Annotated in this window: 19 protein-coding genes and 1 tRNA gene; 16 read left to right on the forward strand and 4 right to left on the reverse strand. The window is 36.1% G+C overall.

Translation table 11 applies throughout. The annotated features are described in order from the left end of the window. Positions 1–68: 68 nt before the first annotated feature. Together BSU00_RS08635 and BSU00_RS08640 are read right to left on the reverse strand one after the other, a co-directional pair. Positions 69–1,652 carry a RagB/SusD family nutrient uptake outer membrane protein gene (locus tag BSU00_RS08635; RefSeq protein ID WP_105004018.1) on the reverse strand — a complete coding sequence of 528 codons (1,584 nt, stop codon included), beginning with the start codon at positions 1,650–1,652 and terminating at the stop codon, positions 69–71. 10 nt (positions 1,653–1,662) lie between these two features. Beyond that, on the reverse strand, positions 1,663–4,608 hold the full coding sequence (locus BSU00_RS08640) for a TonB-dependent receptor domain-containing protein (protein ID WP_233188673.1): 2,946 nt from the start codon (positions 4,606–4,608) through the stop codon (positions 1,663–1,665). 258 nt (positions 4,609–4,866) lie between these two features. Between BSU00_RS08640 and BSU00_RS08645 the strand changes: the two genes are divergently transcribed. The 16 genes from BSU00_RS08645 (at position 4,867) to BSU00_RS08720 (ending at position 24,147) form a co-directional block, all read left to right on the forward strand. After that, positions 4,867–5,922, forward strand: a complete 1,056-nt coding sequence (locus BSU00_RS08645; RefSeq protein WP_233188674.1) for a sensor histidine kinase — start codon at positions 4,867–4,869, stop codon at positions 5,920–5,922. Positions 5,923–5,926: 4 nt separating this feature from the next. Beyond that, entirely contained in the window at positions 5,927–6,640 is a 714-nt protein-coding gene (locus BSU00_RS08650; protein ID WP_105004020.1) for a LytTR family DNA-binding domain-containing protein, read from the forward strand. A gap of 179 nt (positions 6,641–6,819) precedes the next feature. Beyond that, the gene (locus BSU00_RS08655; protein WP_199176778.1) at positions 6,820–8,148 is read left to right on the forward strand and encodes a sugar MFS transporter; all 1,329 of its coding nucleotides are present in this window, start codon (positions 6,820–6,822) and stop codon (positions 8,146–8,148) included. 12 nt (positions 8,149–8,160) lie between these two features. Then, positions 8,161–9,252 (forward strand): acyltransferase family protein, encoded by a 1,092-nt coding sequence (locus BSU00_RS08660; RefSeq protein ID WP_105004021.1) that lies wholly within the window; start codon positions 8,161–8,163, stop codon positions 9,250–9,252. Between the two features lie 40 nt (positions 9,253–9,292). Continuing rightward, the gene (locus BSU00_RS08665) at positions 9,293–9,589 is read left to right on the forward strand and encodes a hypothetical protein (RefSeq protein ID WP_146104830.1); all 297 of its coding nucleotides are present in this window, start codon (positions 9,293–9,295) and stop codon (positions 9,587–9,589) included. Between the two features lie 114 nt (positions 9,590–9,703). Then, positions 9,704–9,780 (forward strand) — tRNA-Thr (locus tag BSU00_RS08670). Positions 9,781–9,875: 95 nt separating this feature from the next. Continuing rightward, a complete protein-coding gene (gene udk / locus BSU00_RS08675) occupies positions 9,876–10,481 on the forward strand; it encodes a uridine kinase (protein WP_105004225.1) in 606 nt (201 codons plus the stop codon). A gap of 1 nt (position 10,482) precedes the next feature. Next, on the forward strand, positions 10,483–10,800 hold the full coding sequence (locus tag BSU00_RS08680) for a septum formation initiator family protein (protein ID WP_105004023.1): 318 nt from the start codon (positions 10,483–10,485) through the stop codon (positions 10,798–10,800). Beyond that, positions 10,800–12,146: a methylmalonyl-CoA mutase subunit beta gene (locus BSU00_RS08685; RefSeq protein ID WP_105004024.1), complete on the forward strand. Its 1,347-nt coding sequence runs from the start codon at positions 10,800–10,802 to the stop codon at positions 12,144–12,146. Before BSU00_RS08680 ends, BSU00_RS08685 begins: the two co-directional genes overlap by 1 nt. Then, the gene (gene scpA, locus BSU00_RS08690; protein ID WP_105004025.1) at positions 12,139–14,202 is read left to right on the forward strand and encodes a methylmalonyl-CoA mutase; all 2,064 of its coding nucleotides are present in this window, start codon (positions 12,139–12,141) and stop codon (positions 14,200–14,202) included. Before BSU00_RS08685 ends, scpA begins: the two co-directional genes overlap by 8 nt. A gap of 10 nt (positions 14,203–14,212) precedes the next feature. Further along, positions 14,213–15,091 carry an archaetidylserine decarboxylase gene (asd, locus tag BSU00_RS08695; protein ID WP_105004226.1) on the forward strand — a complete coding sequence of 293 codons (879 nt, stop codon included), beginning with the start codon at positions 14,213–14,215 and terminating at the stop codon, positions 15,089–15,091. A 199-nt stretch (positions 15,092–15,290) separates the two neighbouring features. Continuing rightward, positions 15,291–18,440, forward strand: a complete 3,150-nt coding sequence (ccsA, locus tag BSU00_RS08700) for a cytochrome c biogenesis protein CcsA (RefSeq protein WP_105004026.1) — start codon at positions 15,291–15,293, stop codon at positions 18,438–18,440. 53 nt (positions 18,441–18,493) lie between these two features. Further along, positions 18,494–19,009 carry a hypothetical protein gene (locus BSU00_RS08705; RefSeq protein WP_105004027.1) on the forward strand — a complete coding sequence of 172 codons (516 nt, stop codon included), beginning with the start codon at positions 18,494–18,496 and terminating at the stop codon, positions 19,007–19,009. A 60-nt stretch (positions 19,010–19,069) separates the two neighbouring features. Further along, positions 19,070–20,974: a nucleoside-diphosphate sugar epimerase/dehydratase gene (locus tag BSU00_RS08710; protein ID WP_105004028.1), complete on the forward strand. Its 1,905-nt coding sequence runs from the start codon at positions 19,070–19,072 to the stop codon at positions 20,972–20,974. 30 nt (positions 20,975–21,004) lie between these two features. Then, positions 21,005–21,772 carry a polysaccharide biosynthesis/export family protein gene (locus BSU00_RS08715; protein ID WP_105004029.1) on the forward strand — a complete coding sequence of 256 codons (768 nt, stop codon included), beginning with the start codon at positions 21,005–21,007 and terminating at the stop codon, positions 21,770–21,772. 2 nt (positions 21,773–21,774) lie between these two features. Continuing rightward, positions 21,775–24,147, forward strand: coding sequence for a tyrosine-protein kinase (locus tag BSU00_RS08720; protein ID WP_105004030.1), 2,373 nt, complete (start codon positions 21,775–21,777; stop codon positions 24,145–24,147). 114 nt (positions 24,148–24,261) lie between these two features. Here the strand turns inward: BSU00_RS08720 and BSU00_RS08725 are convergent, their stop codons facing one another. Beyond that, positions 24,262–25,008, reverse strand: a complete 747-nt coding sequence (locus BSU00_RS08725; RefSeq protein ID WP_105004031.1) for a tyrosine-protein phosphatase — start codon at positions 25,006–25,008, stop codon at positions 24,262–24,264. Between the two features lie 96 nt (positions 25,009–25,104). Continuing rightward, entirely contained in the window at positions 25,105–26,358 is a 1,254-nt protein-coding gene (gene murF, locus BSU00_RS08730; RefSeq protein ID WP_105004032.1) for a UDP-N-acetylmuramoyl-tripeptide--D-alanyl-D-alanine ligase, read from the reverse strand. Positions 26,359–26,394: the final 36 nt, after the last annotated feature.

Here is a 26,394-nt window from a genome sequence, read left to right on the forward strand (position 1 = left end):
TACTAAAAACAATCGAGAATGACGGAACATCACTCTCGATTATTACAAGTTAAATAAACTTCATGAAATTAAAAGTTTGAGGCTCCAGTATCCCACCAAAGTCTTGTTCCTCCGTTATCAGGACCACCTAATAGCGTTATTGCTTTTTGAACATTAGAAGAATTTGTAGCATTTTCACTATCTACAAAAGGAATTCTTCTAATCTGGATATCGGTATCAATTGTACCACCACTTTGGTTGCTTACTACAGGGAAAATCTTAGGATATCCTGTTCTTCGGTATTCACTCCAGGCTTCTTGCCCTTCTGGGAACATAGCCAACCATTTTTGGGTAATGATTTTCTCTAATTTCTCCTCGTTGGTCCCGCCTGCATTCCAAGCAATAGTAACATCTGTCATTGCAGCAATATTATTGCTCGCATTCACTGGGTCTACATAATCTGCTGGTGTTGAAGTATTGTCTGCAATATAATCTGATACACCGCTCGCACCGTGTTGTTGGAAAGATAAAGAAATGCCTTCTTCGTAATTTGCCTGTGCATCACCTGCTCCTGCCCAACCGCGTAAAGCAGCTTCTGCTTTTAAGAAAGCTACCTCTGCCGCAGTCATTAACTGCACTCTTGGTGTATGAATAGCATCATTAATAGCAGAAAAACCGATATAATCTGCTTTTTGCGCCAATTCATCATCGTACCCATCTAACAATGGTAGTCCACCACGAACACCTTTAACAGAGCCAGTAACACCCGTTGGCGCATCAAAATACTTTTCAGTACGAGGGTCATTGTACCCTACTAAAATAGACTCCATAGAGGCATTCATTCGAATATCTCCCCATGAATTATCAATCGTAGCTAATGGGTGATCCAAGCCTCCATTAATAAAGAAACCATCTTCATTTGATACCATTAGCCCTACAGATTGGCTTAGTGCCTTTTCTCCTTCCATTTTAGCTTTAGCCGCATCCACTTTAGAGATACGTATCGCCAGGCGTAAACGCAATGAATTCGCTAATTTTACCCAATTGGTATACTCGCCTCCGTAGGCCAAATCATACGCAGTAAATCTTTGACTATCTAAATCGGCTGTCAAATTAGCAACTGCAACATCTAACTCTTCAAAAAATTTATTGTAAACAGTTTGTTGATCATCATACACTGCTGGATTATCTAAATCAGCATAATACTGATAAATTATAGGACCAAAAACATCCGTAACCCTATGCATTGCTGCTACTTTAAGAATTAAATTAACTCCATATAAGGTTGGATAGTCTTCTTTTGTGTTTTCAGATATAAAATCTACGTTATTCATTACGTTTTGATAAGGAACTGACCATATAAAGTTATTCCATCCGCTAACTAAATTATAAGTCGTATTATTTGCTCCTGCAATGAAAGGCCTTGGATTGGTCATGTAACCTGAATAGACATCCGCATTCAAATTTTGTTGCAATTGGTACGACCATGCTGGATTATACTGGTAGATATTTTGAAAAATAGGTTTGTATCTCGAACCTACATGTTGAAAATCTATCTCTAGCTGCTCTTGTGTGATATTTCTATCATTTACATTGTATTGCTCCAAGTCGCTGCAACCAATTAGAAACATACTAGCTACAACCAAAGGAATATATTTTTTAATATTTCTCATCGTGAAATTTTTAAAATGTTAAATTAATATTTAATCCCAAGCTTCTTGTAGATGGTAAACCTAAGATATCTACTCCTTGTAATGCATTACCTGTACTCAAAGACACGTTAGGATCGTGTGGTGCATCTTTGTAGAAAAAGAATAGATTAGACCCAACTAAAGAGGCTTTTGCCATCTTAAAGAATGAATTTTCTCCAAGATTAAAACTGTATCCTAAGGCAAGCTCAGCTAATCTTACATTGGTGGCACTATACACATACTCTCCTAAAAAACCGTTTCTTCCTCCAACTGCGCCATAATACTCCTGTGCAGACAAAGTAGATGTATTACCATTTAAATCAACTACAGTTACATCTCGATTAGCAGTTTCTCTAGCAGAATTGTTACTAAATCCTTCCACAACAGCTTCGGTCATACTTACCGTCTCTCCGCCAAATTTCCCGTCAATTAAGAAATCTAAAGATAGGTTTTTATATTGGAAAGAGTTACTCCATCCTAAAGTCCAGTCAGGATTTGGATTACCTACTTTTGTCAAAGCAATGTCATTACTGTCATCTGTTTTTATAATGAAACTATCATTATCATATATCGGCACACCATTATCATCCCTAACTAATTCTTGTACATAAATATCTCCAAAAGCACCACCTTCTACCAAATAAGCTCCAAAAGTATTTACCCCTGCAGGACTAATTTCAAAAAAAGATTCCTCTACCCCTTCAATTAAATTTTCAGTAGTTAAGGATTTAACTTCATTTTTATTAGTAGCAAAGTTAAACATGGTAGTCCATCTGAAATTTTCAGATCTAATAGGCTTAAAATACACGGAAGCTTCTATACCGGAATTAGTAATGTCACCAGCATTTAGCCCAGCCAATCCAATACCTCGAACTAAAGAATCTGGTATTCCAAATGAAAAATATTGATTAATAGTACTGGTGTAGTAATATCCTATATCAAAACCAAAGTTATCAAATTTCCATTCCGTACCAATTTCAAACGAACGTTGTCTCTCAGGTTTTGGTATTGTACCGGGTAATGGTCTGATTGGATCATTGGGGTTTATACCATTTGCAAAAAGAATAGATCGGTTCGGACTATATGTATCAGTCCCAACACCACTTCCTACCTCACCATACGAAGCCCTTACCTTAGCAAATGGAACATTGAAGGTTTCGCTTAAGATTCCTGTTATACCAAAAGAAGGGTAGAAAAATGAATTACTAGATTTAGGTAAGGTAGAAGTCCAGTCATTTCTTCCAGTAATATCAAAGAAAATTTTGTCTTTATACCCGATAGTAGCACTAGAAAAAATAGAATTTGTGCGAGATTCAAAAGAATTTTGTTGAAAAGTAGTAGCAGCATTTCCATTAAAATTTTGTAGAGCAAACACATTAGCAAACTGTAAGTCCCCATTGGTACCAGAGTCTGCAACAAATAATTCTGCTGTATTTCGCTGTGTACTAACCCCTACTATGGCTGAGATTGAAAAATCCTCTCCTAAATTCGTATTAATATTAGCGATAAGATCGCCATACATTTGTGTATAGTCATTTTCGTTTAATATATACCTACCGTTAAGCGGTGCCAGAGTAGCTTCTGTTGTGGCATATATTTTCTTTTCAAAATTTACATAACTCTGGTCATAGGTACCTCTAGTTTGTAACGACAACCAATCGTTTACTTTAAATTTAAGATTTAAAGAGGCTACTAATTTCTTGTTTTCGTCTTCGGATGTATTTCTATTTAAAATCCAATACGGGTTTTGTTCTATATCATAAGTAGGTCTAAACCATCGTTGCTTCATTAGGTTTCTATTCGAGTCATACTCTTCAAACACACTGTAATCCGATAATTTTTCTGTATCCGATTGAAAACCGTATACTCCAACCAAAGGGTTAAAATACAATCCTGAAACTGGTCGGTTTCGGATACTTTGTACCGTACCTATGACACTGGCATTTAACGTTAATTTATCCTCAAAAAATTTAGCAGTTTCTCTAATGTTAAAAGTATGTTGCTTTAAGCTATTTGTTGGCAATATACCCTCGGAAAAAGTATTACTATACGAAAAGTAGGTTTGTGCTTTTTCCGTACCTCCTGAAAAAGAAAGTGAGTTAATATTGGTGGTTCCCGTACTAAAAAAATCATCTACATTAGCTTGTGCAGTATCGTTAAAATCCATGTAATACGCGGCACTATCTACGGTAAGATTAGAAGAGAAATTCACTTTAAAGTTTCCTTCTTTTCCTTTTTTAGTTGTAATTAAAATAACCCCATTCAAACCAGCGCTACCGTATAAAGCAGAAGCCGAAGCACCTTTAAGAACGGTAAGCGACTCTACGTCATCTGGGTTCAACAATGATAAGGCATCTCCACCATCACGGTTACCTCCATTAATTTCTCCAAATGTATCGCTTGGTTGAGATGAAGATATATTATTTAAAGGAATTCCATCAATAACATACAAAGGCTGATTATTGCCAAAAGAGGCAACACCCCTTAGAAGCACCTTTACAGAACCACCAGCTCCAGAAGCACTTCTCGTAATTGTTAAACCAGAGACCTTACCGGATAAACTATTAATTGGGTTTGTTTGTTTAACCCTACTAATTTCTTCAGCTTTTACATCTTGTGCTGCATACGTTAATGACTTACGAGTCTTTTTTATACCTAAGGCAGTTACCACTACCTCATCTAAAAGGCTGTCGTCCTCAAGAGAAACGTTAATGGTGGTTTGGTTTAATACCGTAACCGTTTTTGTTTTCATCCCTACATAAGAAAACTGTAGTACATCACCTTCCGAAACTTGAATTTGATATTTTCCATCAAAATCAGTTTCTGTTCCTCTAACTGTTCCTTTAACTAAAATACCAACTCCGGGTATCGGCCCATTGTCTGACGCAGAGGTCACCACTCCAGAAATGGTTCTTTCTTGGGCATTTGCGAATTGCACCAATAAGAAAGAAAAACAAAACAGTAATAAAATTTTATGTTTTTCATGAATAAGTTAATTAATTGTTTCCTTAAAGTTATGCGTATTGCAAAAGAAGAAAAAAAAATTATATCTAAACAACACAAAAAACGGGATGAATAGCTCATATTACCGGACTATGTTAAAAAATTTAACATTCCTATTTTTTTTTATTTTTGGAGCAACAAAAAATTACTTATAAATTGCCACTTTTAGTTTTTATTATAAATTTACAATATATTGATTTTCAGTAAAATAGTTCAAAATAACAAAACAATCAAAACAAAGTACCACATCTACTTTTGGTTGGGGTATTTCTTATTTAATGTAATCCGTTGGGGAAGTTATTTTGACGATTATTGGTATTCTCTAAAATCAAATTTAGTGGAATTCCCACTACATATACTAATTGTATATTTTAATATCTACATTCTTATTCCGAAATTTTTACTACTAAAAAAGTACAAACAATACATTCTCTCCTTAGCTTTCAGCCTCCTGCTAATTTACATTTTCAGAACAGGGTTAAATTACCTCCTTGTAACTAAAAATATTTGGCCAGAAGCAGAGGGAATTCAGGAAGCATTTACATTTAACCACATTATCGCAGTTACTCTTGGAGAGTTATATGTGGTAGCACTAGCAACGGCAATAAAACTCACCATTGATTGGGCAAACCAAAAAGACCGAATTGAAACCTTAAAAAAAGAACGCTTAAAAAGTGAGTTGAACTTTTTAAAAACACAAATACAACCTCATTTCTTTTTTAATACACTAAATAACTTATATGCCCTAACTCTAGAAAAGTCGAAAAAAGCACCAGAAGTAGTATTGAAGTTGTCGGAGATCATGCAATATGTAATCTACGATATCAAACAACAAAAAGTTTCACTTTTAAAAGAAATTGAATACATCCAAAACTACATAGACCTGCAACAGCTTCGATGTCATAAAAATGCTACAATTAACATTGCTATCGATGGAGATATCAGTAAAGCGAAAGTTCCTCCATTAATTTTCTTATCTTTCGTAGAAAATTGCTTTAAACATGGCGATAGAAACAGTAATAATTTCTATATTTATATCCTATTTAAAAAGACAAAACAAAATAATCTAGTTTTTACGGTTAAAAACAGCTATGAAACCAAAGAAATCACTAGTGTAAAAAAGGGAATAGGGAATACAAACACAAAACGTAGACTTGATTTAATTTATGAGAACAAGTACAAACTAAACATTTCTAAATCGAATAGTGTTCATGCAGTTGACTTAGAAATTCCTTTAACAAAAAACTAAAACAGTGAAAATTAATTGTGTAATAATTGATGATGAACCGCTTGCAATAAAGGTAATACAAAATCATTTGCAAGAATTCCAAAACATTACCGTTGTAGATACCTTTAATAACCCTCTAGAAGCAATTCAGACGTTAGAAAACGAAAAAGTAGACGTCGTATTTTTAGACATTAACATGCCCAAAATGAGTGGGCTTGATTTTCTTAAAAATATGTCATTAAAACCAAACGTCATTATCACGACCGCCTATCGTGAATTTGCCGCAGACAGCTATGATTTGGATGTTTTGGATTATCTGGTAAAACCAATTCCTTTTCCAAGGTTTTTAAAATCCATCAATAAGCTTACACAAAAAATGCACGTTAACCAAAAAGCAAATACTGCATCGGTAAGTGAAGAATCTTATATTTTTCTGAAGGTTGATAAAAAGCTAATGAAAGTAAAGTACGATGAAATACTATACATAGAGAGTTTGAAAGACTACATCAAGGTATGTACACTTACAGACAATCATATTGTACACAAATCGCTTACTAGTATTACCGAAGAGTTACCGGAAAAAAACTTTCTTAGAATTCACAGGTCCTACACTATTTCTATTAATAAGGTTAATTCTATGGAAGGAAATTCCGTTGAAATCAACAACAAAAGAATTCCAATTGGTAGAAAATACATCAATAACACCAAACAAATTATTCTTAAAACACCACAAGTTTAGTAGTGTTATTCTTCCTTTTTTAATGTTCAGCATCTTTTTTAATATGTTGGTACTAAAAAATGCGTTACTAGTAGAAATTTAAAGACACTTTTGTTTTGAATTAAGTATATTGGGCATCGGTTTTTTTCTAAAACCAAGAACTTACAATACCAAATTACTTAATTTCTTAACACAAAATTATGTCGCAAAAACCTAAAGAAACTTCTAGCAGCAATAGCATGTTGGTGCCAATTATGATTATTGCAGGATTATTTTTCATCTTTGGATTTGTTACCTGGATTAATGGTGCATTAATTCCATTTATGAAAACAATAAATGAATTAACGGATGCACAATCTTACCTAGTAGCATCTGCCTCATACATCTCTTTTGTGGTAATGGCGTTACCTTCCTCTTATGTCATTAATAAAGTAGGATACAAAAAGGGGATGTCTTTAGGATTGCTAATTATGGCTGTTGGGGCATTAATTTTCATTCCAGCTGCAGGAGCAAGAACTTATTGGGTTTTTCTTTTAGGCATTTTCGTACAAGGAATGGGCATGACGCTATTACAAACCGCCTCAAACCCATACATTACCATCCTTGGTCCTATTGAAAGTGCTGCAAAACGAATTGCCATTATGGGAATCGCGAATAAAGTTGCAGGAGGTTTAGGTTCGGTTATTTTTGGCGCAATCTTACTTTCAGGAATCGATAGCATCAAAGAAAAGTTAGCTACCGTAAGTGGTACAGAAAAAGAAACACTTTTAAATACCATGGCAGATAGCGTTGTTACTCCTTATATAATAATGGCCGTTGTTTTATTTCTCTTAGGAATCTTAATTCGATTTGCTCCTTTACCACATGTAGAGGCAGCATCGGATGAAAAGACCATGGAGAACAATGCCGATAAAAAAAGTGTTTTCCATTTTCCACATTTATGGTTAGGAGTGGCTACCTTATTTGTGTATGTAGGTGCAGAGGTAATTGCGGGAGATACGATAATAGCCTATGGAATTTCCTTAGGAATACCAGGCGCAGATGCCAAGTTCTTCACTATGTTTACCTTATCGGCAATGGTAGCAACCTACGCCTTAGGGGTAGTACTTATTCCTAAATACTTGAGCCAAGCATTAGCCTTACGCATAAGTGCTATTCTCGGAATTATCCTTACGGCGTGCATTATTTTCACTACCGGATTTACTTCTGTGTTATTTGTGGCAGCTTTGGGTATCGCGAATGCATTAGTATGGCCAGCTGTTTGGCCACTTACCTTAAAAGGATTAGGTAAATTCACCAAAACAGCTTCTGCCTTATTAATCATGGCAATTGCGGGTGGTGCGATTATTCCACCTTTGTACGGATATTTAGTAGACCATCAAAAAGTAAGTCTTATGCAAGAAGGCATGGAAGAATCTTTAGCACTTGCAAACGCTTCAACTTCTAGCTACTGGATTTTATTTCCGTGTTATGCCTTAATACTATATTACGCAGTAGCAGGCCACAAATTAGGGCTTAAAAAAGACTAAATACACAAGAAGATGGGAAGAATTGCTTCGGTAGATACTTTAAGAGGTATTACTATTATTGCCATGATCTTGGTAAACAACCCTGGATCTTGGAGTAAAGTATACCCTCCATTACTACATGCTTCATGGCATGGTATCACCCCGACAGATTTAATTTTTCCTTTTTTCTTATTTATTGTTGGCATATCGATAGCCTTAGCCTATCAAAATAAAAAACCATCTAAAAGTACCTATAAGAAAATAGTTATCCGCAGTGCCAAATTGATTGGCTTAGGATTGTTTATCAATATATTTACGCCAATCTTTCCTTTTTTCGAAAACTTACAAGAATTTAGAATTCCAGGTGTATTGCAACGAATTGGATTAGTGTTCTTAGTTGCTTCTGTTTTATTTTTAAACAGTTCAGAAAAAACAATTGTTCTCGCTACCATAATATTGTTGCTTGGCTACTTTTTTCTCATGGGTTTTGTAGCACTTCCAAATGGAAGTATGCCTTCGTACGACAACAACCTAAACAACTGGGCTAATTATATAGATTATACGATTCTAGGAAAACACATGTGGCAAGAACTGTATGACCCAGAAGGGTTATTGAGTACGATTCCTTCTGTTGCTACTTGTCTTTTGGGAATACTGGCAGGACTTATTTTAACGAGAAATACCAAGATGAAAAAAGAGTATATACTCGTTATTTTCGGAGTTACACTCTTACTTTTAGGATACGTATGGAATATCTGGTTCCCAATCAATAAAACATTTTGGTCTAGTAGTTACGTTTTGGTTACCGCAGGATATGCTTTTTTCATTTTGAGTATTGCCTATTATTTTAATGACGTTAAAAATATAAATCCTAGCAAGATTTTCACCTATGTTAGTAGAAATGCAATTACCGTATATTTCTTGTCGATGGTCGTTGCCAAATCTTTTTATAGTATTAAAGTAAACGAAACAGAAAACCTTCATACTTGGCTATATCATACCTTTTTTACCAATTTTTTAGGCGATGTACAATTAGCGTCTTTCTTATATGCGGTAACGGTAGTTACTTTCTACGTTTTACTCAGTAGATATCTGTTTAAAAAACAAATATTCTTTAAAGTATAGCAGATTCATGTTTGTTGCCAAAAAAATATTAGAAGAAACAATGGTTCCTAATCTTGCTTATGACAGTAGGTTTTACCATCTTAATTTATCGGAAGCTTGTACCTTCAAAAACTACGATAGTTTTAAAAACTGGCTAGTATTTGAATTTGATTTGTACTTTCAAGAAGAAATAAACAACAGGCTTATCATTTATACCCCAAATGGATCCATAGAAATTGCCGCCGAAACACCAAAAAGCATTGCTATTTCGGTAAGAAATAAAAATAGCAAAGCTTGTTACAACACCATGTTAAAGGTCTATAAACTTTATATACTTCACAAAATAAAAAAGCTCTAAACTCCTGAATTACAATACCGATTTATTCGTGCGAAAAGTAAGCTTAAAAAAAATAAAAATTTCTTTTTTCAGTTTCAAAAAACATTTTATATTTGCCACGCTTTTGAGGTAAAGGCCGATGTAGCTCAGCTGGCTAGAGCAGCTGATTTGTAATCAGCAGGTCGTGGGTTCGAGTCCCTCCATCGGCTCCAAGCAAAAAGTGCTAACAATTACGTTAGCACTTTTTTTATGCCGTATTTTTTCTAAATTTGTTATTTGTAAAACGATATAACGTATAATGAAAAATATTTTTGTAATCGGTATTGCCGGTGGTACTGGAAGTGGGAAAACAACCGTTGTAAATCAAATAATTAATGAACTTCCTTCGGAAGAGATTTGTGTTATATCGCAAGATTCTTATTATCGAAAAACGGATAATTTAACCTACGAAGAACGAACAAAAATAAATTTTGATCATCCGAGAGCTATTGATTTTGAGCTATTAGTTTCACATTTAGAAACGCTAAAAAAAGGAAAAATCATCGAGCAACCTATCTATTCTTTTGTAGCCCACAACAGAACGAAAGACACTTTAAAAACACACCCAAGGAAAGTTATCATTATTGAAGGAATCTTAATTTTTAACAGTAAAGAATTACGAGAGTTGTGCGACATAAAGGTCTTTGTGCATGCAGATGCGGATGAAAGACTCATCCGAAGAGTTCGGAGAGATATTAAAGAAAGAGGGAGAGACATCAATGAAGTATTAGATCGATACCAAGATACGCTAAAACCCATGCACGAACAATTTATAGAGCCTACGAAAAACTTTGCCGATATCATTATCCCTGGCGGAGGACATAATAAAGTAGCCATAGATGTTGTAAGGACAGTAATTAACGATCGACTCTAAGATGAATTTTAAATCGTTATTACATAAGCCTCTCGTTAAAGTACTCACCAACAAATACGTCATCATTATATGCGTTTTTGTAGTTTGGATGTTGTTTCTTGATGGAAACTCCTACCTGATTCATAGAGAATACAACAAGGAAGTAGAAGAGTTGGAAACTTGGATTGACTTTCACGAGAAAAAAATTGCCGAAGACAAGAAAACAATTCAGAGCCTAGAGGATAGTGTGGCGATAGAGAGATACGCTCGAGAAAAATACCTGATGAAGAAGAAAAACGAAGACATATATATTATCGAATTTGATACGATTAGAAAATAATGAATGATTTTTTATTTAACGAATTTCAAAAAGTAACTGCGCAAGCATGGAAAGCTAAAATTCAAGTAGACCTCAAAGGAGCAGACTATAACGATACCCTTTTGTGGAAATCAAATTCTGGCATTACCGTGAAGCCCTTCTACACCAAAGGAGATAGAACCAAACACAAAATCAAGCTCCCAAGGAAAGGCTTTTCAATTTGTCAATCTATTCCTGTGGAGCAAGAAGCCGAAGCAAATCGTTTGGCAGTAGACGCGCTGCAAAGAGGTGCTAATAGCATAGAGTTTGTCGTATCTAAAAAATTCAATCCCGAGATCTTAACAGCTGGTTTACAAGAAACAGCGGTTTATTTTCGCTTCCAGTTCTTTTCTGAAGATTTCATGAAGGAGTTATTGGTACTCTTACCAAGCAAAAACTTCTACTTTAATATAGATGTTGTTGGGAATTTAGCAAAAACAGGGAACTGGTTTAACAACCTGCAATCCGATTTTGCAAGTATTCAAAGTCTTAACAAACTGCATCCGAATAGCATTTGCGTTAACGGCGCTTTGTACCAAAATGCCGGTGCCAACATTCCACAACAATTGGCCTACACCTTAGCTCATGCAAACGAATACCTTAACCATCTGGGGAAAGATTGCGCTAATAACATCCACATCACTTTGGCGGTTGGTAGTAATTACTTTTTTGAAATCGCTAAGTTAAGAGCCATCCGATTACTTTGGGAAGCACTTTTAGAAGAGTACAATATACAAAACCAGCCTGCGCTGCATTTATTTGTAACCCCTAGTCTTAGAAATAAAACCTTATACGATTACAATGTAAACATGCTTCGAACTACTTCAGAATGCATGAGTGCAGTTATCGGTGGTTGTGATACGGTTGCCAATGTACCGTACGACAGATTATTTCATGAACCCAACGAATTTGGAGAGCGTATCGCAAGAAACCAATTGTTAATCCTTCAAAAAGAAGCCGAACTTTCGCAAGCACAGCACACAGCAGATGGTGCCTACTATATCGAGGCAATTACGAAACAAATCGCAAATAAAGCCTTAGAAATATTCAAACAAATTGAAAATGGAGGTGGTTTTCTCAACCAACTAAAAGAAGGAACCCTACAACGTAAGATTGATGAGGCCGCAAAAAAAGAACAAGAACAGTTTGATAAAGGAGAACTCATTTTATTAGGTACCAATAGTATTCAAAATGAGAAAGATCGCATGAAAAATGACATCCAAGTGTCTCCTTTCCTAACAATGCGTAACGAAAAAACACTTCTTAGACCGATTATTCAGAAAAGGTTAGCAGAAAGCCTAGAACAAGAACGACTCGACAATGAATAGAAAAGACATATCCAACATAAAGATAGCAACAAATACAACCGAAAACAAACAAAATTTTCCGCATGAAGATTTTGTTGCCGGAATAGCACCTAACCTGCGGGGCCCGTATTCTACCATGTACGTGCGAAGACCTTGGACGATACGCCAATATGCTGGGTTTTCAACCGCTGAGGAGAGCAATGCTTTTTATCGCAGAAATTTAGCGGCAGGACAGAAGGGCTTGTCTGTAGCTTTTGATTTGGCCACACATAGAGGCTACGATTCGGATCATGAGCGAGTACAAGGAGATGTTGGAAAAGCAGGTGTTGCAATAGATTCTGTTGAGGATATGAAGGTTTTGTTCGATCAGATACCACTCGATAAAATGTCGGTGTCCATGACGATGAATGGGGCTGTATTACCTATTTTGGCATTCTATATCATTGCAGCAGAAGAACAAGGGGTTGCACCAGAATTACTCTCAGGTACGATACAAAATGATATTCTTAAGGAGTTTATGGTTCGCAATACCTATATATACCCTCCTACTCCGTCGATGAAAATAATTGCGGATATTTTTAAATACACCAGTAAAAACATGCCTAAATTTAACTCAATTTCCATCTCTGGCTATCATATGCAAGAGGCCGGTGCCACACCAGAAATTGAGTTAGCATACACCTTAGCAGATGGTTTAGAATACATCCGTAAAGGAATTGAAGCAGGTATGGATATTGATAGTTTTGCTCCTCGCCTTTCTTTTTTCTGGGCCATAGGAATGAATCACTTTACGGAAATTGCAAAAATGCGAGCTGGAAGAATGCTTTGGGCTAAAATAGTTTCCCAATTTAATCCCAAAAATCAAAAGTCTTTGGCGTTGCGAACCCACTGCCAAACTAGTGGTTGGAGCTTAACAGAGCAAGATCCATTTAACAATGTGGCTAGAACTGCTGTAGAAGCTATGGCTGCTGCTTTTGGAGGAACACAAAGTTTGCATACCAATGCATTGGATGAAGCAATTGCATTACCAACCGATTTTTCAGCAAGAATTGCTAGAAATACACAAATTTATCTACAGCAAGAAACCCATATCACGAAAACCGTAGACCCTTGGGCAGGAAGTTACCACGTGGAAGAATTAACCCAAGAAATCGCCGACAAAGCTTGGAAACTGATGGAAGAGGTGGAAGAATTAGGGGGTATGACAAAAGCTATCGAAAAAGGTATTCCTAAAATGAGGATTGAAGAAGCTGCAGCGAAGAAACAGGCTAAAATAGACAGTGGACAGGACATCATTGTGGGAGTAAACGAATACCAATTACAAGAAGAAGATCCTTTACATATCTTAGAGGTAGACAACGAAGCAGTAAGACAGTCACAAATAGACCGCTTACAAGATGTGAAGGCAAAAAGAGATGCCAACAAGGTAGCAGCTTCACTACATGCCTTAACCGATTGTGCAAAAACCGGTAACGGCAATTTACTAGACTTGGCCGTAAAAGCTGCAAGAAACCGAGCCACTCTTGGAGAAATCTCGGATGCTTTGGAGAGTGAATTCGGAAGACATAAAGCGGTTCACAAAACAATATCAGGAGTGTATAGTAAAGAAATAAAAAATGACGCCTTGTTTCAAAAGGCATCCAAACTAGCAGATACCTTCGCAGAGCTAGAAGGAAGACGTCCTAGAATAATGATTGCTAAGCTAGGACAAGATGGGCACGACAGAGGTGCGAAGGTAGTAGCGACAGGTTACGCCGACCTTGGCTTTGACGTAGACATAGGCCCTCTTTTTCAAACGCCACAAGAGGCTACGAAACAAGCCGTTGAAAACGATGTACACATTTTAGGAATTTCTTCCTTAGCAGCAGGACACAAAACTTTAGTGCCGCAAGTAATTTCTGCCTTGAAAAAATACGGTAGAGAGGATATTATGGTTATTGTTGGTGGTGTAATACCCGCGCAAGACTACGAATTTTTATTCGAACAAGGAGCGGTTGGCGTCTTTGGCCCGGGAACTAAAATAGCCCAAGCAGCCATTGACATGCTTACCATATTAATTGAAAGTATCGCTGAATAATGTAAACGCTATGAAAATAGAATTCATCCATAGAAAAAAAGGTATAAAACAATCCGAAACTCCTCCTGGGGAAGGATTTCTAAAATTGCTATACCATAATCCGTTTGGTAAAATGGCGTTATTACCATTGGTAAAACGAAAGTTTTTATCCGAATACTACGGAAGGCTTATGGATAAACCCAACTCTGTTTCTAAGATACCTAGTTTTGTGAAAGAGCTCCAAATCAACATGGAAGAGTCGGAAAAATCACTGGAAGATTTTATTTCGTTCAACGATTTTTTCTATCGCAAACTAAAACCGAATGCTCGCACAATTGAAGAAGGATTAGTTTCTCCTGGAGATGGTAAAATGCTTGCTTTCGAGAATATTAAAGATCTCGAAAAATTCTTTGTCAAAGGACAAGACTTCACCCTAGAAGCTTTTTTAGCCGATAAAAAACTAGCCAAAGCTTACGCTAATACTTCGCTGATAATTTTAAGACTAGCACCAAACGATTACCATCGCTATCATTTTCCGTATTCGGGAACGCCATCGCCAATTCAAAAGATTGACGGTTCGTATTTATCGGTTTCCCCGTATGCATTAGCGTCGCATTTCACAGAGGTATTCTGTGGAAATAAAAGAGAATATTGCCTTTTAAAAACACAAAATAAAGGAGACATACTTATCGCACCAGTTGGAGCAACCATGGTTGGCAGTATAATAGAAACCTATACGCCAAACCAGGCTGTGGAAAAAGGCGCCGAAATGGGGTATTTTGCCTTTGGTGGTTCTAGTGTGGTATTACTAGTAGATCGTGAAAAATTTACCATTGCCCCAGACATTATTGCCAACACGAAAAACAAAATTGAAACTTTTGTGCAAATGGGGGAAAAAATTGGTAGTTAAAACCTAGCAATCAGAATACTACTGAATTCTTTTTAATCAAAATTTAACAATACTTTAAGAATCTATTTGTTATAGCAGTAGCTATAGGTAAATTACTCTATTTTTAATGATTCTACACAAAAAAAAAGCTAACTAACCTAAGAAAAAGTCTGTGAATAATACGTAAATTTGCGGTGTTTTATACATATCGCATTTTCACATGAAGAAAATCTTAGACTTCCTTTATTCTACCAGACTTACCGCAGTATTGTTTTTTTTATTTGCTTTAGCCATGGGTATTGCAACCTTTATTGAAAACGACTTTGGTACGCAAACCTCTAAAGCCCTCGTTTACAATTCTTGGTGGTTTGAATTAATTATGGTGTTTTTCGTTATCAATTTCTTTGGAAATATTTTTCGATATCGCTTGTACAAAAGAGAAAAATGGTCTGTATTAGTATTCCATTTGGCTTTTTTATTGGTATTGATTGGTGCCGGAATTACCAGATATATAAGTTATGAGGGAATCATGATTATAGACGAAGGAGAAACTACCAATACTTTTTTCTCCGATACAAATTACCTTAACGTAACCATAGACGACAATCAATTTCAAAAGGTTACCGCCAATAAATTATTGCTTTCTGCATGGGGAGACAACACTGTTTCTTTTTCAGAAAAATTCCAACCCAACCCCAATAGTAAACCACATCAAGTAGAATTCAACCTCGTGGATTACATCCCCTGGTCGGAACAAAAATTAGTACCAGACGAAAATGGCGTAGAACACTTATTTTTAGTAGAAAGTTCTGGAGGAACAAGACACGAGCACTATATCAAAAGAGGAACCATAGAAAATATCCACAATATTTTAGTAGGTTTTGATGCGCCGAATCGCAATGCTTCTGTTAACTTCTTTTACGAAGGAGATGCCTTAAAATTATCGTCACAGAACGATGGGGATTGGCTACGCATGGCAGATCAAAAAAGAGGAGCTATCGTTAAAGACAGTGTACAACATTTACAATTATTAACCCTACACAATATCGGAGGTCTTCAATTTGTAGTTCCAAAAACCCCTGAAAAAGGAGCGGTAAGAACGGTTCGAGGAAAAAAAGACGATAAAAAATACGATACGGTAATTTTTGACATCACTGCAGATGGTGCTACGGAAAGAGTAGAATTCCTTGGAGGACAATTTAACGTAGATAACCAGCAAAGTTTTAGCATTGGCGATTTAAACTTTAGAGCTTGGTATGGTGCTAAAAAATTAGAAACGCCATTTCAGGTTAAATTAAACGACTTTCAACTAGAGAAATATCCAGGTTCGGAAAATGCCTCTGCCTATGCGAGTGAAATAACCGTCATTGATCCAAAAGAAACCTTTGATTTTAGAATATTTATGAACAATATCTTAGACTACAGAGGCTATAAATTATTCCAATCTAGCTACAAAATTGAAAACGGCAAAGAACAAACGCACTTGTCAGTAAACCACGATTTTTGGGGCACTTGGATTACCTATATAGGGTATATACTTCTATTTACTGCAATGACGATTGGTCTTTTTGCCAAAGGAACTCGTTTTGATGCGCTTAAAAAATCCTTAGATAAATTACGAAAGAAAAAAGCTTCTTTGAGTATTTGCCTCCTACTATTCTCTTTAGTAAGTTACGGACAAGAGTCACATAGTTCGCATGCTCCAAGCAGAATAACCGAAACTCAAATAGATTCTATTTTAGTTGCTAATAAAGTAGCTAAAGCGCATGCAGACTTATTTAGTACACTAGTTATTCAAGACGAAGGAGGAAGAATGAAACCGGCCCACACGTTTGCTTCAGAACTAGTGCGAAAAGTAGCACATACCGATACCTTTAAAGGAATGGATGCGAGCCAAGTATTGTTATCGATTACAGAAAACCCAATGTTTTGGCTTAACGTTCCTTTTATATATTTAGAAAAAGGAAACACCCAAATTAGAGAAATTTTAGAATTACCAGAGGATGCCAAATACGCAAGATTCATCGATTTTTACGATGAAAACCAAACCTCTAAAATTGGAAATTTAGTACAGGAGGCACAAAAAAAACGCATTCAAAATAAATTTGAAACCGATATCATAAAAATTGAACAGCGTGTTTGGTTGTTATCAAAAGCTTTGGGTGGTGGTATTCTTCGCATCTATCCAATACCCGGAGACGAAAACAACAAATGGGTATCGCAACCAGAAACCGCGCAAGCAAATTTTACCGGTACAGACTCTGTTTTTGTGCGACAATCGCTCCCTGTATACCTGCGTATGTTGCAAGATTCGAAACAATCAAACGATTATACCGAAACGGATAAGATACTAAATGGTATTAAAAAATTTCAAACTAAATACGGTAGTGCCGTAATACCTTCTACCGATAAGATTAAGGCAGAAATTGCCTATAACAATTTTAATGTTTTCGGAAAACTGATTAAATACTTTGGGCTCACTAGTGTCGTTTTGATTATTTTCTTTGTAATCTCTATTTTCAATGCAAAGAAGTGGCCGGTATTAGTCATGAAAGCACTCATAGGGTTAATTATTGCCTTTTTTGTATTACAAACTCTGGGCTTGGCAGCAAGATGGTATATCAGTGGTATCCCACCATGGAGTAACGCCTACGAGTCTATCTTATTTGTGGCTTGGGCTACTATGCTTTTTGGTTTGATCTTAGGAAAAAACTCTACGCTTACCATTGCCGCGGCAACCTTTATTACCGCTATAACGTTATTTTTTGCAAGCCAAAACTGGCTGGACCCGGAAATAGCTAATCTAGTACCAGTATTAAACTCTTGGTGGCTAAAAGTACACGTATCTATTATCGTAGCTAGTTACGGGCCCTTTTCTCTAGGAATGATTTTGGGTGTTTTTGTGCTGTTTTTGATGTTGTTTACTACCAAAAAGAACAAAAAGAAAATGACCCTCTACATAAAAGAGCTTACCATTATTAACGAAATGACCTTAACGGTTGGGCTTGTTCTGCTTACCATAGGAACCTTTTTAGGTGGTATGTGGGCCAATGAAAGCTGGGGTCGTTACTGGGGTTGGGATCCTAAAGAAACGTGGGCACTCATTTCTGTTATGGTATACGCCTTTGTTTTGCACATGCGACTAATACCAGGTTTACGAGGACCATTGGCGTTTAACGTCGCCTCTGCTATTTCCTATTTATCGATTATGATGACCTATTTTGGCGTTAACTTTTACCTTTCAGGTTTACATTCCTACGCGAGTGGTGACCAAGCCGTTACACCAAAAGAAGCCTATATTTTTATTGCATTTATTTTTGTGTTAACGCTTTTGGCAAGGTTTAAAAACCAAAAACTTCAAAAGAAATAAGATTTTAGGCACAAAAACTGTACTTTTGTCGCGCAAAAAAAGAATATAACGGTATGTTTAATAAGAATATAAAATTAGTTTTAGCAGTACTTACAGCTGCATGGTCGGTGTATGAATTTAGCCAAGGTCACATCATGAACGGAATTTCCATACTGCTGCTTGCAGGGATTTTCGTATTATTCTACTTTAAAAACGAATTTATATTATTAGCATTTTTACAACTTCGCAAGCAAAACTTCGATGGAGCCAAAAAATGGTTGGGGTACATCAAAAACCCAAGCACTGCCTTAACTAAAAAGCAAGAAGGATACTACAACTACCTGCAAGGCATCATGCTATCACAAACCAACATTACACAAGCAGAAAAATTCTTAAAAAAAGCGGTGAAACTAGGGTTGTCGATGGATCACGATTTGGCTATGGCAAAATTACAATTGGCTGGAATTGCAATGACCAAAAGAAGAAAACGTGAGGCTACAACACTTATGGCAGAAGCAAAAAAACTAGACAAGCACGGCATGTTGAAGGAGCAAATGCAAATGATGAAACAACAAATGAAGAAGATATAATTGTATAAAAGTACAATTCATAAAATATAAGTACATTTCTATTAATAGCGCATATTCATCATGATTAAGAACTTACTTTTTAAGCTAATAGATCGCTACGCCTCCAACGTAGTAGTTCTGGTAGTAGATATATTTCTCGTATGTCTTGCCTTTGTTTTAGCTTATACCGTTCGCTTCAACGCAAGTTTGAACTTTGAAACTGAGTTATTACTCTACCAAATTCCATTGATTGGAGTTGTTGCTTTGGTGAGTTTTGTAACCGTAGGTTCGTATCGCGGCATCATACGACATACCGGTACAAGAGATGCCTTTAATGTATTTGTTGGGGTTACTCTAATGTCTATAATAACTGCAGTTTTTGTATTACTGAATAGCGCGTTTGGACTATTTTCGTGGTTTACCATTCCAAAATCTATTGTTATCATCCACTATTTAATTTCGGTTATTCTATTGGTAACTAGTCGCTTTGTTTTTAAGGCTTTTTATGAAATTATATCTTCCGATATCGATGAGATTATCAATGTATTGATTTATGGCGCAGGAGACTCTGGGATGATTACTTATGGAGCTTTAAACCGAGATACGAAGAACAACTACCAGGTAGTAGGTTTCATGGACGATGACCGAAGAAAGGTAGGAAAGAAAATTGATAGGATTGAGATTTACTACAGTGAAAAAATTACCAGAGAGTTTATAGCCAAACATGAAATTGATGAAATAATTATTTCGATTCAAAACCTAAAATCTGAAAAATTACTATACCTAACCGATAAACTTTTAGCACTTGGTGTACAAATCAAAATTGTTCCACCACTAACCAAATGGATTGGAAATGACTTTGAGGCCAACCAAATTAAACAAGTGAAAATTGAGGACTTACTCGATAGAAAACCAATTCGCATAGACAATCCTATTATTAATAGAGATGTTAAAAACAAAGTGATTTTAGTAACTGGAGCTGCGGGTTCCATAGGTTCAGAAATCTCAAGACAGTTGAGTAACTACGAATACGAGCAGCTTATTTTGGTAGACCAGGCAGAATCTGCACTCTACGACCTGCAACAAGAATTGGTACATAAAAATAAAAGTAACTTTATCGCTATTGTTGCCGATGTACGAGATTTCACTAGAATGCAAGACATCTTTAGCACGTATAAGCCTAGTAAGGTATACCATGCAGCAGCCTACAAACACGTGCCTTTGATGGAGGTCAGCCCATATGAAGCAGTAAAGATAAATATAGGAGGCACCAAAAACATCGCTGATTTGGCCGTGGCACATGAAGTAGATCGTTTTGTGATGGTTTCTACCGATAAAGCCGTAAATCCTACCAATGTAATGGGAGCTACCAAACGGGTCGCCGAAATGTATATTAGTTGTTTGAGTAATAACAAGGAGCATACTACTAAATTTACCACCACACGCTTTGGTAATGTTTTAGGGTCTAACGGATCGGTAATTCCATTGTTTAAAAAACAAATTGAAAATGGAGGACCGTTAACCGTTACCCACAAAGATATTACCCGTTATTTTATGACCATCCCGGAAGCATGCCAATTGGTATTAGAAGCCGGAACCATGGGTAATGGCGGGGAAATTTATATTTTTGATATGGGGAAATCGGTAAAGATTTATAATATCGCCAAACGAATGATTCACCTCTCTGGCTTGCGCTACCCAGAAGATATCGACATTAAAATAACTGGCCTACGCCCTGGAGAAAAATTATACGAAGAATTGCTTGCTAATGGCGAGAATACCACGGCAACGTACCATGAAAAGATTATGATTGCTGCTACACAAGCGATTAACCCTGAAAAAATAGGTAAAAAGATAGAGGAGTTGTGTACTCAAAACGATGCCACTGATAATGCTATGGTAGTGAGGTTACTCAAAGATATCGTTCCCGAATATATTTCTAACAATTCCATTTTTGAAAATTTAGACACGCCAATAAAAAATTAATTTAGTACTTTCGCAAAAAATAGTTTTCAAATGCAAAAAGTTACCAAGATTGTCCTGCTTTTAGCAGTAACAATTCTAGCCTCCTGTGTTGCTAAAAAAGACATCGTTTACTTTCAATACGATCAAGTAGACCAAACCAATGTAACTAACAGTTACAAGACTATCTTTAAATCAGATGATTTGTTAGAGATTACAGTATCTGCATTAGACATTGAAGCTACAAAACCCTTTAATTTACCGGCGGTTAACTTTGCTACAACAACGAATAATGTAGCAGGACCGCCACAGCAGCAATCTTACCTTGTAGATAATGAAGGTAATATTGATTTTCCGGTATTAGGAAAACTAAAAATAGCAGGGCTAACACGTGCAGAAACCATAGCAATGCTGAAAGCCAAATTAGATCCCGATTATGTTAAAAACCCTACAATAAATATTCGTATTGCCAATTATACCGTAACCATTTTAGGAGACGTAAAAAATCCTGGAACCTATACCATTCCAAACGAACGTATTACGGTATTAGAGGCTGTTGGATTGGCTGGGGATTTAAATATTTCAGGAGTCCGTTATATCGAGGTGAAAAGAGAGGAAGGAAAACAAATTACTAGCTATAAACTTGATCTACGCTCTAACCAATTATTTACCTCTCCGGTATATTATTTACAACAAAACGATGTGGTATACGTACAACCCAACAAGGCTCGCTATCAATCAGCCTCTGCGAACCAAAACACCGGTTTATTTATTTCAATCGCTGGTTTGATAATTTCCATTTTAGCAATAGTTTCCCGATAGTTATGAATAGAGAAGATTTAAATGCTCCTTTACAGGAGCAAGACACCATTAACATCAGAGCAGAACTAGAAAAATACCTATTTCATTGGAAATGGTTTATACTTGGTGTACTGTTAGCATTATTAGGTGCCTATACCTACTTACGCTATGCAACCCCAAAATATAACGTTACAAGCACCATCTTAATTAAAGACGATAAACAAGGAGGAATCTCCGGGGAGTTAGCCGCCTTTGAAGACCTTGGAATCGTTGGAGGATCTGGTCAAAATCTCGAAAATGAAATTGAAGTAATTAAATCTCGAAAATTACTAGGAGATGTAATAACCAATTTAAATTTAAACACATCCTATTATAAAGAGGGAAGGTTAAAAGAGAGTGAACTATATACAAATTCCCCCATAAAAGTTCTTTTTGCAAAATCTAATCAAGATTTAAATATTAAATTTAGTATACAGCCAAAAGACAGGAATTCTTTTGTCATATTCAATGCCGAAGGCTCACAAGTAGGTTCTGGGACTTTTGGTGCAGTGACAAAAAATTCTTCTATTGATAGCCTTGTAGTTTACAAAACGGAAAAGTTTACAAAAGAGACTGTAAACAAAAAAATAAAAGTAAGTATTACACCTTTTAATACCTTAATTGACGGTTTAAGAGTAACAATATCTGTCGCTCCAATTAGTAAGAAATCAAGTGTTTTAAAACTAAGTATGCAAAGCACCATTATCGAAAAAGCCGAAGACATAGTAAACGAATTAGTAACACAATACAACAACGATGCTATATCGGATAAAAGACTAGTGTCGGAAAAAACAAATGAATTTATAGCTGAGCGTTTAACCACCATTAGTAAAGAGCTAGCGAAACTAGACGATAACATAAAAGATTTTAAAAATAAAAATAATATTACAGATATCTCTTCTGAAGCTGAATTAATCTTGCAAACCAACGCAACCAATAGACAAGCAGTAATTCAAGCTACTACAGAATTAAGCTTGGTAAAGGCTTTAAAAAACGAAATTGGTAGTAAAGAAGAGTTACTTCCGGCCAATCTTGGGTTAGAAGACCCGAACATTGCCAAATCTATCGCGGAGTACAATCAATTGTTAATTCAAAAGAAACGTTTACTAAAGAGTGCAGGGCTAAAAAATACCGTCGTCATTGAGGTACAAGAAAATATCGACAATATTCGGTCTTCGTTACAACGTAGTTTGAGCAACCGCGAGCGTTTACTAGAGATTAACCTAAATACCTTACAAAAAGAAGCAGGCCGCTACAATGCTAAAATAGCTGCCATACCTACCCAAGAAAGAGCTTTTTTAGACATTGCACGTTCACAAGAAATCATCGCTGGTTTATACTCGTATTTACTAAAGAAGAAAGAAGAAACCGCCATCTCTCTTACGGCTAGCGCAGTACCTAATGCGAAAATAATCGATACTGCTTATGGATCTGAAATACCAGTAAGCCCAAAGAAAAACATCATTTACTTGGCGGCATTATTATTAGGTTTAATCCTTCCATTTATTTTTATTTACCTAAGAGACCTATTGGATACCAAGGTACATACCAAAAAAGATATCGAAGAGCATACGACTATACCGTTTTTGGGAGATATCCCACATTCAGAGGTAAAACAAAAAGTAGTAATTAGTGCGAACGCTCGCTCGAGCGCCGCAGAAGCCTTCCGTCTTATACGAACGAACTTGGACTTTATGTTACTAAATAATAGTTCGAATCAGGGAGGTAATACCATATTTGTGACTTCTACGACAAGTGGAGAAGGAAAGTCTTTTAGTTCCATAAACTTGGCAGCTTCGTTATGTTTATCGGGTAAGAAAACCATATTAATTGGTATGGACCTTCGTGCTCCGAAGATCACGGAGTATCTTGAGATACCCGATCGTAAAGGAGTAACGAACTACCTAACCAACGATAGTGTAACTTTAGACTCCTTAAAGTTTGGAATTCCAGAGATTCCGAATTTAGACATAATAGCCTCGGGGGCAATACCTCCGAACCCTGCAGAATTATTAATGAGTGCTAAAATAGAGGTACTATTTAAAACCTTGGCACGAGATTACGATTATGTAATTGTAGATACCGCACCAACAAACTTGGTAACGGATACCTTACTTATTTCTAAATATGCAGATTTGGTATTCTATGTGGTTCGTGCCAACTACCTAGACAAACGCATGCTTGTAGTTCCGCAAACCTTATACCGCGACCAAAAACTCAAAAATATCGCCATCGTACTAAACGACACGGATATGAGTAGAGGTTATGGTTATGGTTACGGCTATGGTTATGGTTATGGTTACGGGATACAAGAAGAAACTTCATCGCCATGGTACAAACGAATTTTCAATAGATAAATAGATTCATTAGAATATATAGCAAACGCATACAAAATGTATGGCGTTTTTAGTTTATTAAAATAGAATTGAAAACAACAATTCTCTTTTGGGCTTAATATTTAAATTTAACTATTATTCTGTTTTATAAAAAACAGCATTATTAGCAGCTAAATTCTGTACCATTTGAATCGCTTTTTGACTTCCTATTTTAGGTAATAATCGCAGGTGGTTTTGGTGGTGGGTGTCGGTACCTACAAAATCGTATAAACTTTTTTTTAGTAACTTTTGCGCAGTTTTTTGCACCCCTTTTCCGTATTGTTCAGTTAAGGATAATAAATTCAACTGGAATACACAGCCTGCTTTTTTTAATTTGTAATACATATTAAAATCGTTGTGGTAAAAATGGTAGCGCTCTGGATGTGCTAAAACAGGCTTATATCCTTTTAACTGGATTTGAAACAAAACATCCATCAGATTATACGGTGCATTAAAGTAAGACATTTCTACCAAGATATACTTTCCAGAAAGGGTAAGAATATCGTCTGCTTCTAATCGCGCTACAAACTGTTCGTCTAGCATGTATTCTGCTGCAGCACGAAAAGAGATATCGTTAAAGCCTGTCTTTTCCAATTCCAATCTAACCAAAGCTGCCTTTTCTTGAATGATTTTGGAAGAGTTTGGGTACACGTCGCCCAGAACATGTGGTGTAGTAATAAAATTCTTGATTCCATAGGAATGCATTTTTGCAATCAGGGCAATGCTGTCTTCGATATCTTTAGCACCATCATCAATACCTGGCAACAAATGCGAATGTATATCCACAAAGCTATCGGTGAAAATTTCGGTTAATGGAACTTCTTTCTTCTTAAGGAAAAACATATCAATTAAATTTAAAGTATATAAATATTCAAAATAAGACTATTTTAATAGATATTAATATAAAAAACTATTCTATATCAAAAACTACTCCAAAACTTACAAAAAAGAAACTAACTTTTCCAAGGCCATCCCTCTAGATCCTTTTATAAGAATACTCCTATTGCTATAGTGCTTACTTTTTAAATACACCATAAGTGCCTCTGTATTCGGAAACTTTTGTAATGGCGACGAAACTTTAGAAAAATGCGTTCCTACCAATATGGAATCCTTCAACTTGTAAGCTAGGATCTTTTCTGCTAGATCTTGATGCTCTTGTGCACTATCCGATCCTAATTCAAACATATCGCCGAAAATAACCAATTTATTAGCTGCTTCTTGTACAGCAAAACTATCTAGTGCATGCTGCATACTGGTAGGATTGGCATTATAGGCATCTAAAATTATGGTTAACGAATCTTTCTTTATAATTTGAGAACGATTGTTGGTGGGAACATAGTTGCTAATAGCAGAACAAATCGAAGGCTCTGGAACTTCAAAAGTTACCCCTATTGTAATTGCCGCAGCAATATTTGTATAGTTATACCCCCCTATGAGTTGAGACGTAATTAAATGGTCATTAAATGTAAGTTGCACAAAAGGCTTGGCTGTTTTGTATATAATATCCGAACTAAAAAAGATACGATTAATCTCTTTTGTACGGGCAACTTGTTTAGCATCTTCCGGGTTGACAATGGCAATTTTATGGTTCTTTCGAAGGTAATCGTATAGTTCTGATTTTGCCCGCACTACCCCTTCCAGCGAACCAAAACCTTCTAGATGTGCTTTTCCAAAGTTGGTAATATAGCCATAATCGGGCTGTACCAAATCGGATAAAAAAGCAATTTCTTTTGGATGGTTTGCCCCCATCTCTACCACTGCAATTTCCGTGGTAGGGCACATCGATAGTAAGGTTAACGGAACACCAATATGGTTATTAAGGTTCCCTTTGGTGGCCACAACGACATACTTTTTCCTTAAAACGGCATGTATTAATTCTTTACTAGTCGTTTTTCCGTTACTTCCTGTTAAAGCTACAATAGGAATACCCAATACATTTCGATGGTGTTTCGCGAGTGCTTGCAAGGTTGCTAAAACATCGGATACATGAAAAATATTTGGCGCGGTAGCATATTTTTCTTCATCAACTACAGCATAAGCAGCACCTTTAGCAATGGCCTCAGCAGCAAAGACATTCCCATTAAAATTAACACCTCTTAAAGCGAAAAACATGGTGTTTTTACGAATCGAACGGGTGTCGGTGTCTACCAAATAGTGCTCCTGATAAGCAATGTATATTTTTTCTATATTCATAGTATAAAAATAAGAAACCTCATTGTAAACAATGAG

This window comes from Tenacibaculum sp. SG-28 (assembly GCF_002954385.1).
Taxonomy (GTDB): domain Bacteria; phylum Bacteroidota; class Bacteroidia; order Flavobacteriales; family Flavobacteriaceae; genus Polaribacter.

What these genes read in the sequence shown, in the direction of transcription:
- murF (WP_105004032.1), bottom strand. Translation starts at nt 26,358, where the DNA reads ATGAATATAGAAAAAATATACATTGCTTATCAGGAGCACTATTTGGTA.
- scpA (WP_105004025.1), top strand. Translation starts at nt 12,139, where the DNA reads ATGAATAGAAAAGACATATCCAACATAAAGATAGCAACAAATACAACC.
- BSU00_RS08665 (WP_146104830.1), top strand. Translation starts at nt 9,293, where the DNA reads ATGGTTCCTAATCTTGCTTATGACAGTAGGTTTTACCATCTTAATTTA.
- BSU00_RS08720 (WP_105004030.1), top strand. Translation starts at nt 21,775, where the DNA reads ATGAATAGAGAAGATTTAAATGCTCCTTTACAGGAGCAAGACACCATT.
- ccsA (WP_105004026.1), top strand. Translation starts at nt 15,291, where the DNA reads ATGAAGAAAATCTTAGACTTCCTTTATTCTACCAGACTTACCGCAGTA.
- BSU00_RS08725 (WP_105004031.1), bottom strand. Translation starts at nt 25,008, where the DNA reads ATGTTTTTCCTTAAGAAGAAAGAAGTTCCATTAACCGAAATTTTCACC.
- BSU00_RS08680 (WP_105004023.1), top strand. Translation starts at nt 10,483, where the DNA reads ATGAATTTTAAATCGTTATTACATAAGCCTCTCGTTAAAGTACTCACC.
- BSU00_RS08715 (WP_105004029.1), top strand. Translation starts at nt 21,005, where the DNA reads ATGCAAAAAGTTACCAAGATTGTCCTGCTTTTAGCAGTAACAATTCTA.
- BSU00_RS08710 (WP_105004028.1), top strand. Translation starts at nt 19,070, where the DNA reads ATGATTAAGAACTTACTTTTTAAGCTAATAGATCGCTACGCCTCCAAC.
- BSU00_RS08635 (WP_105004018.1), bottom strand. Translation starts at nt 1,652, where the DNA reads ATGAGAAATATTAAAAAATATATTCCTTTGGTTGTAGCTAGTATGTTT.
- BSU00_RS08655 (WP_199176778.1), top strand. Translation starts at nt 6,820, where the DNA reads ATGTCGCAAAAACCTAAAGAAACTTCTAGCAGCAATAGCATGTTGGTG.
- asd (WP_105004226.1), top strand. Translation starts at nt 14,213, where the DNA reads ATGAAAATAGAATTCATCCATAGAAAAAAAGGTATAAAACAATCCGAA.
- BSU00_RS08705 (WP_105004027.1), top strand. Translation starts at nt 18,494, where the DNA reads ATGTTTAATAAGAATATAAAATTAGTTTTAGCAGTACTTACAGCTGCA.
- BSU00_RS08685 (WP_105004024.1), top strand. Translation starts at nt 10,800, where the DNA reads ATGAATGATTTTTTATTTAACGAATTTCAAAAAGTAACTGCGCAAGCA.
- BSU00_RS08660 (WP_105004021.1), top strand. Translation starts at nt 8,161, where the DNA reads ATGGGAAGAATTGCTTCGGTAGATACTTTAAGAGGTATTACTATTATT.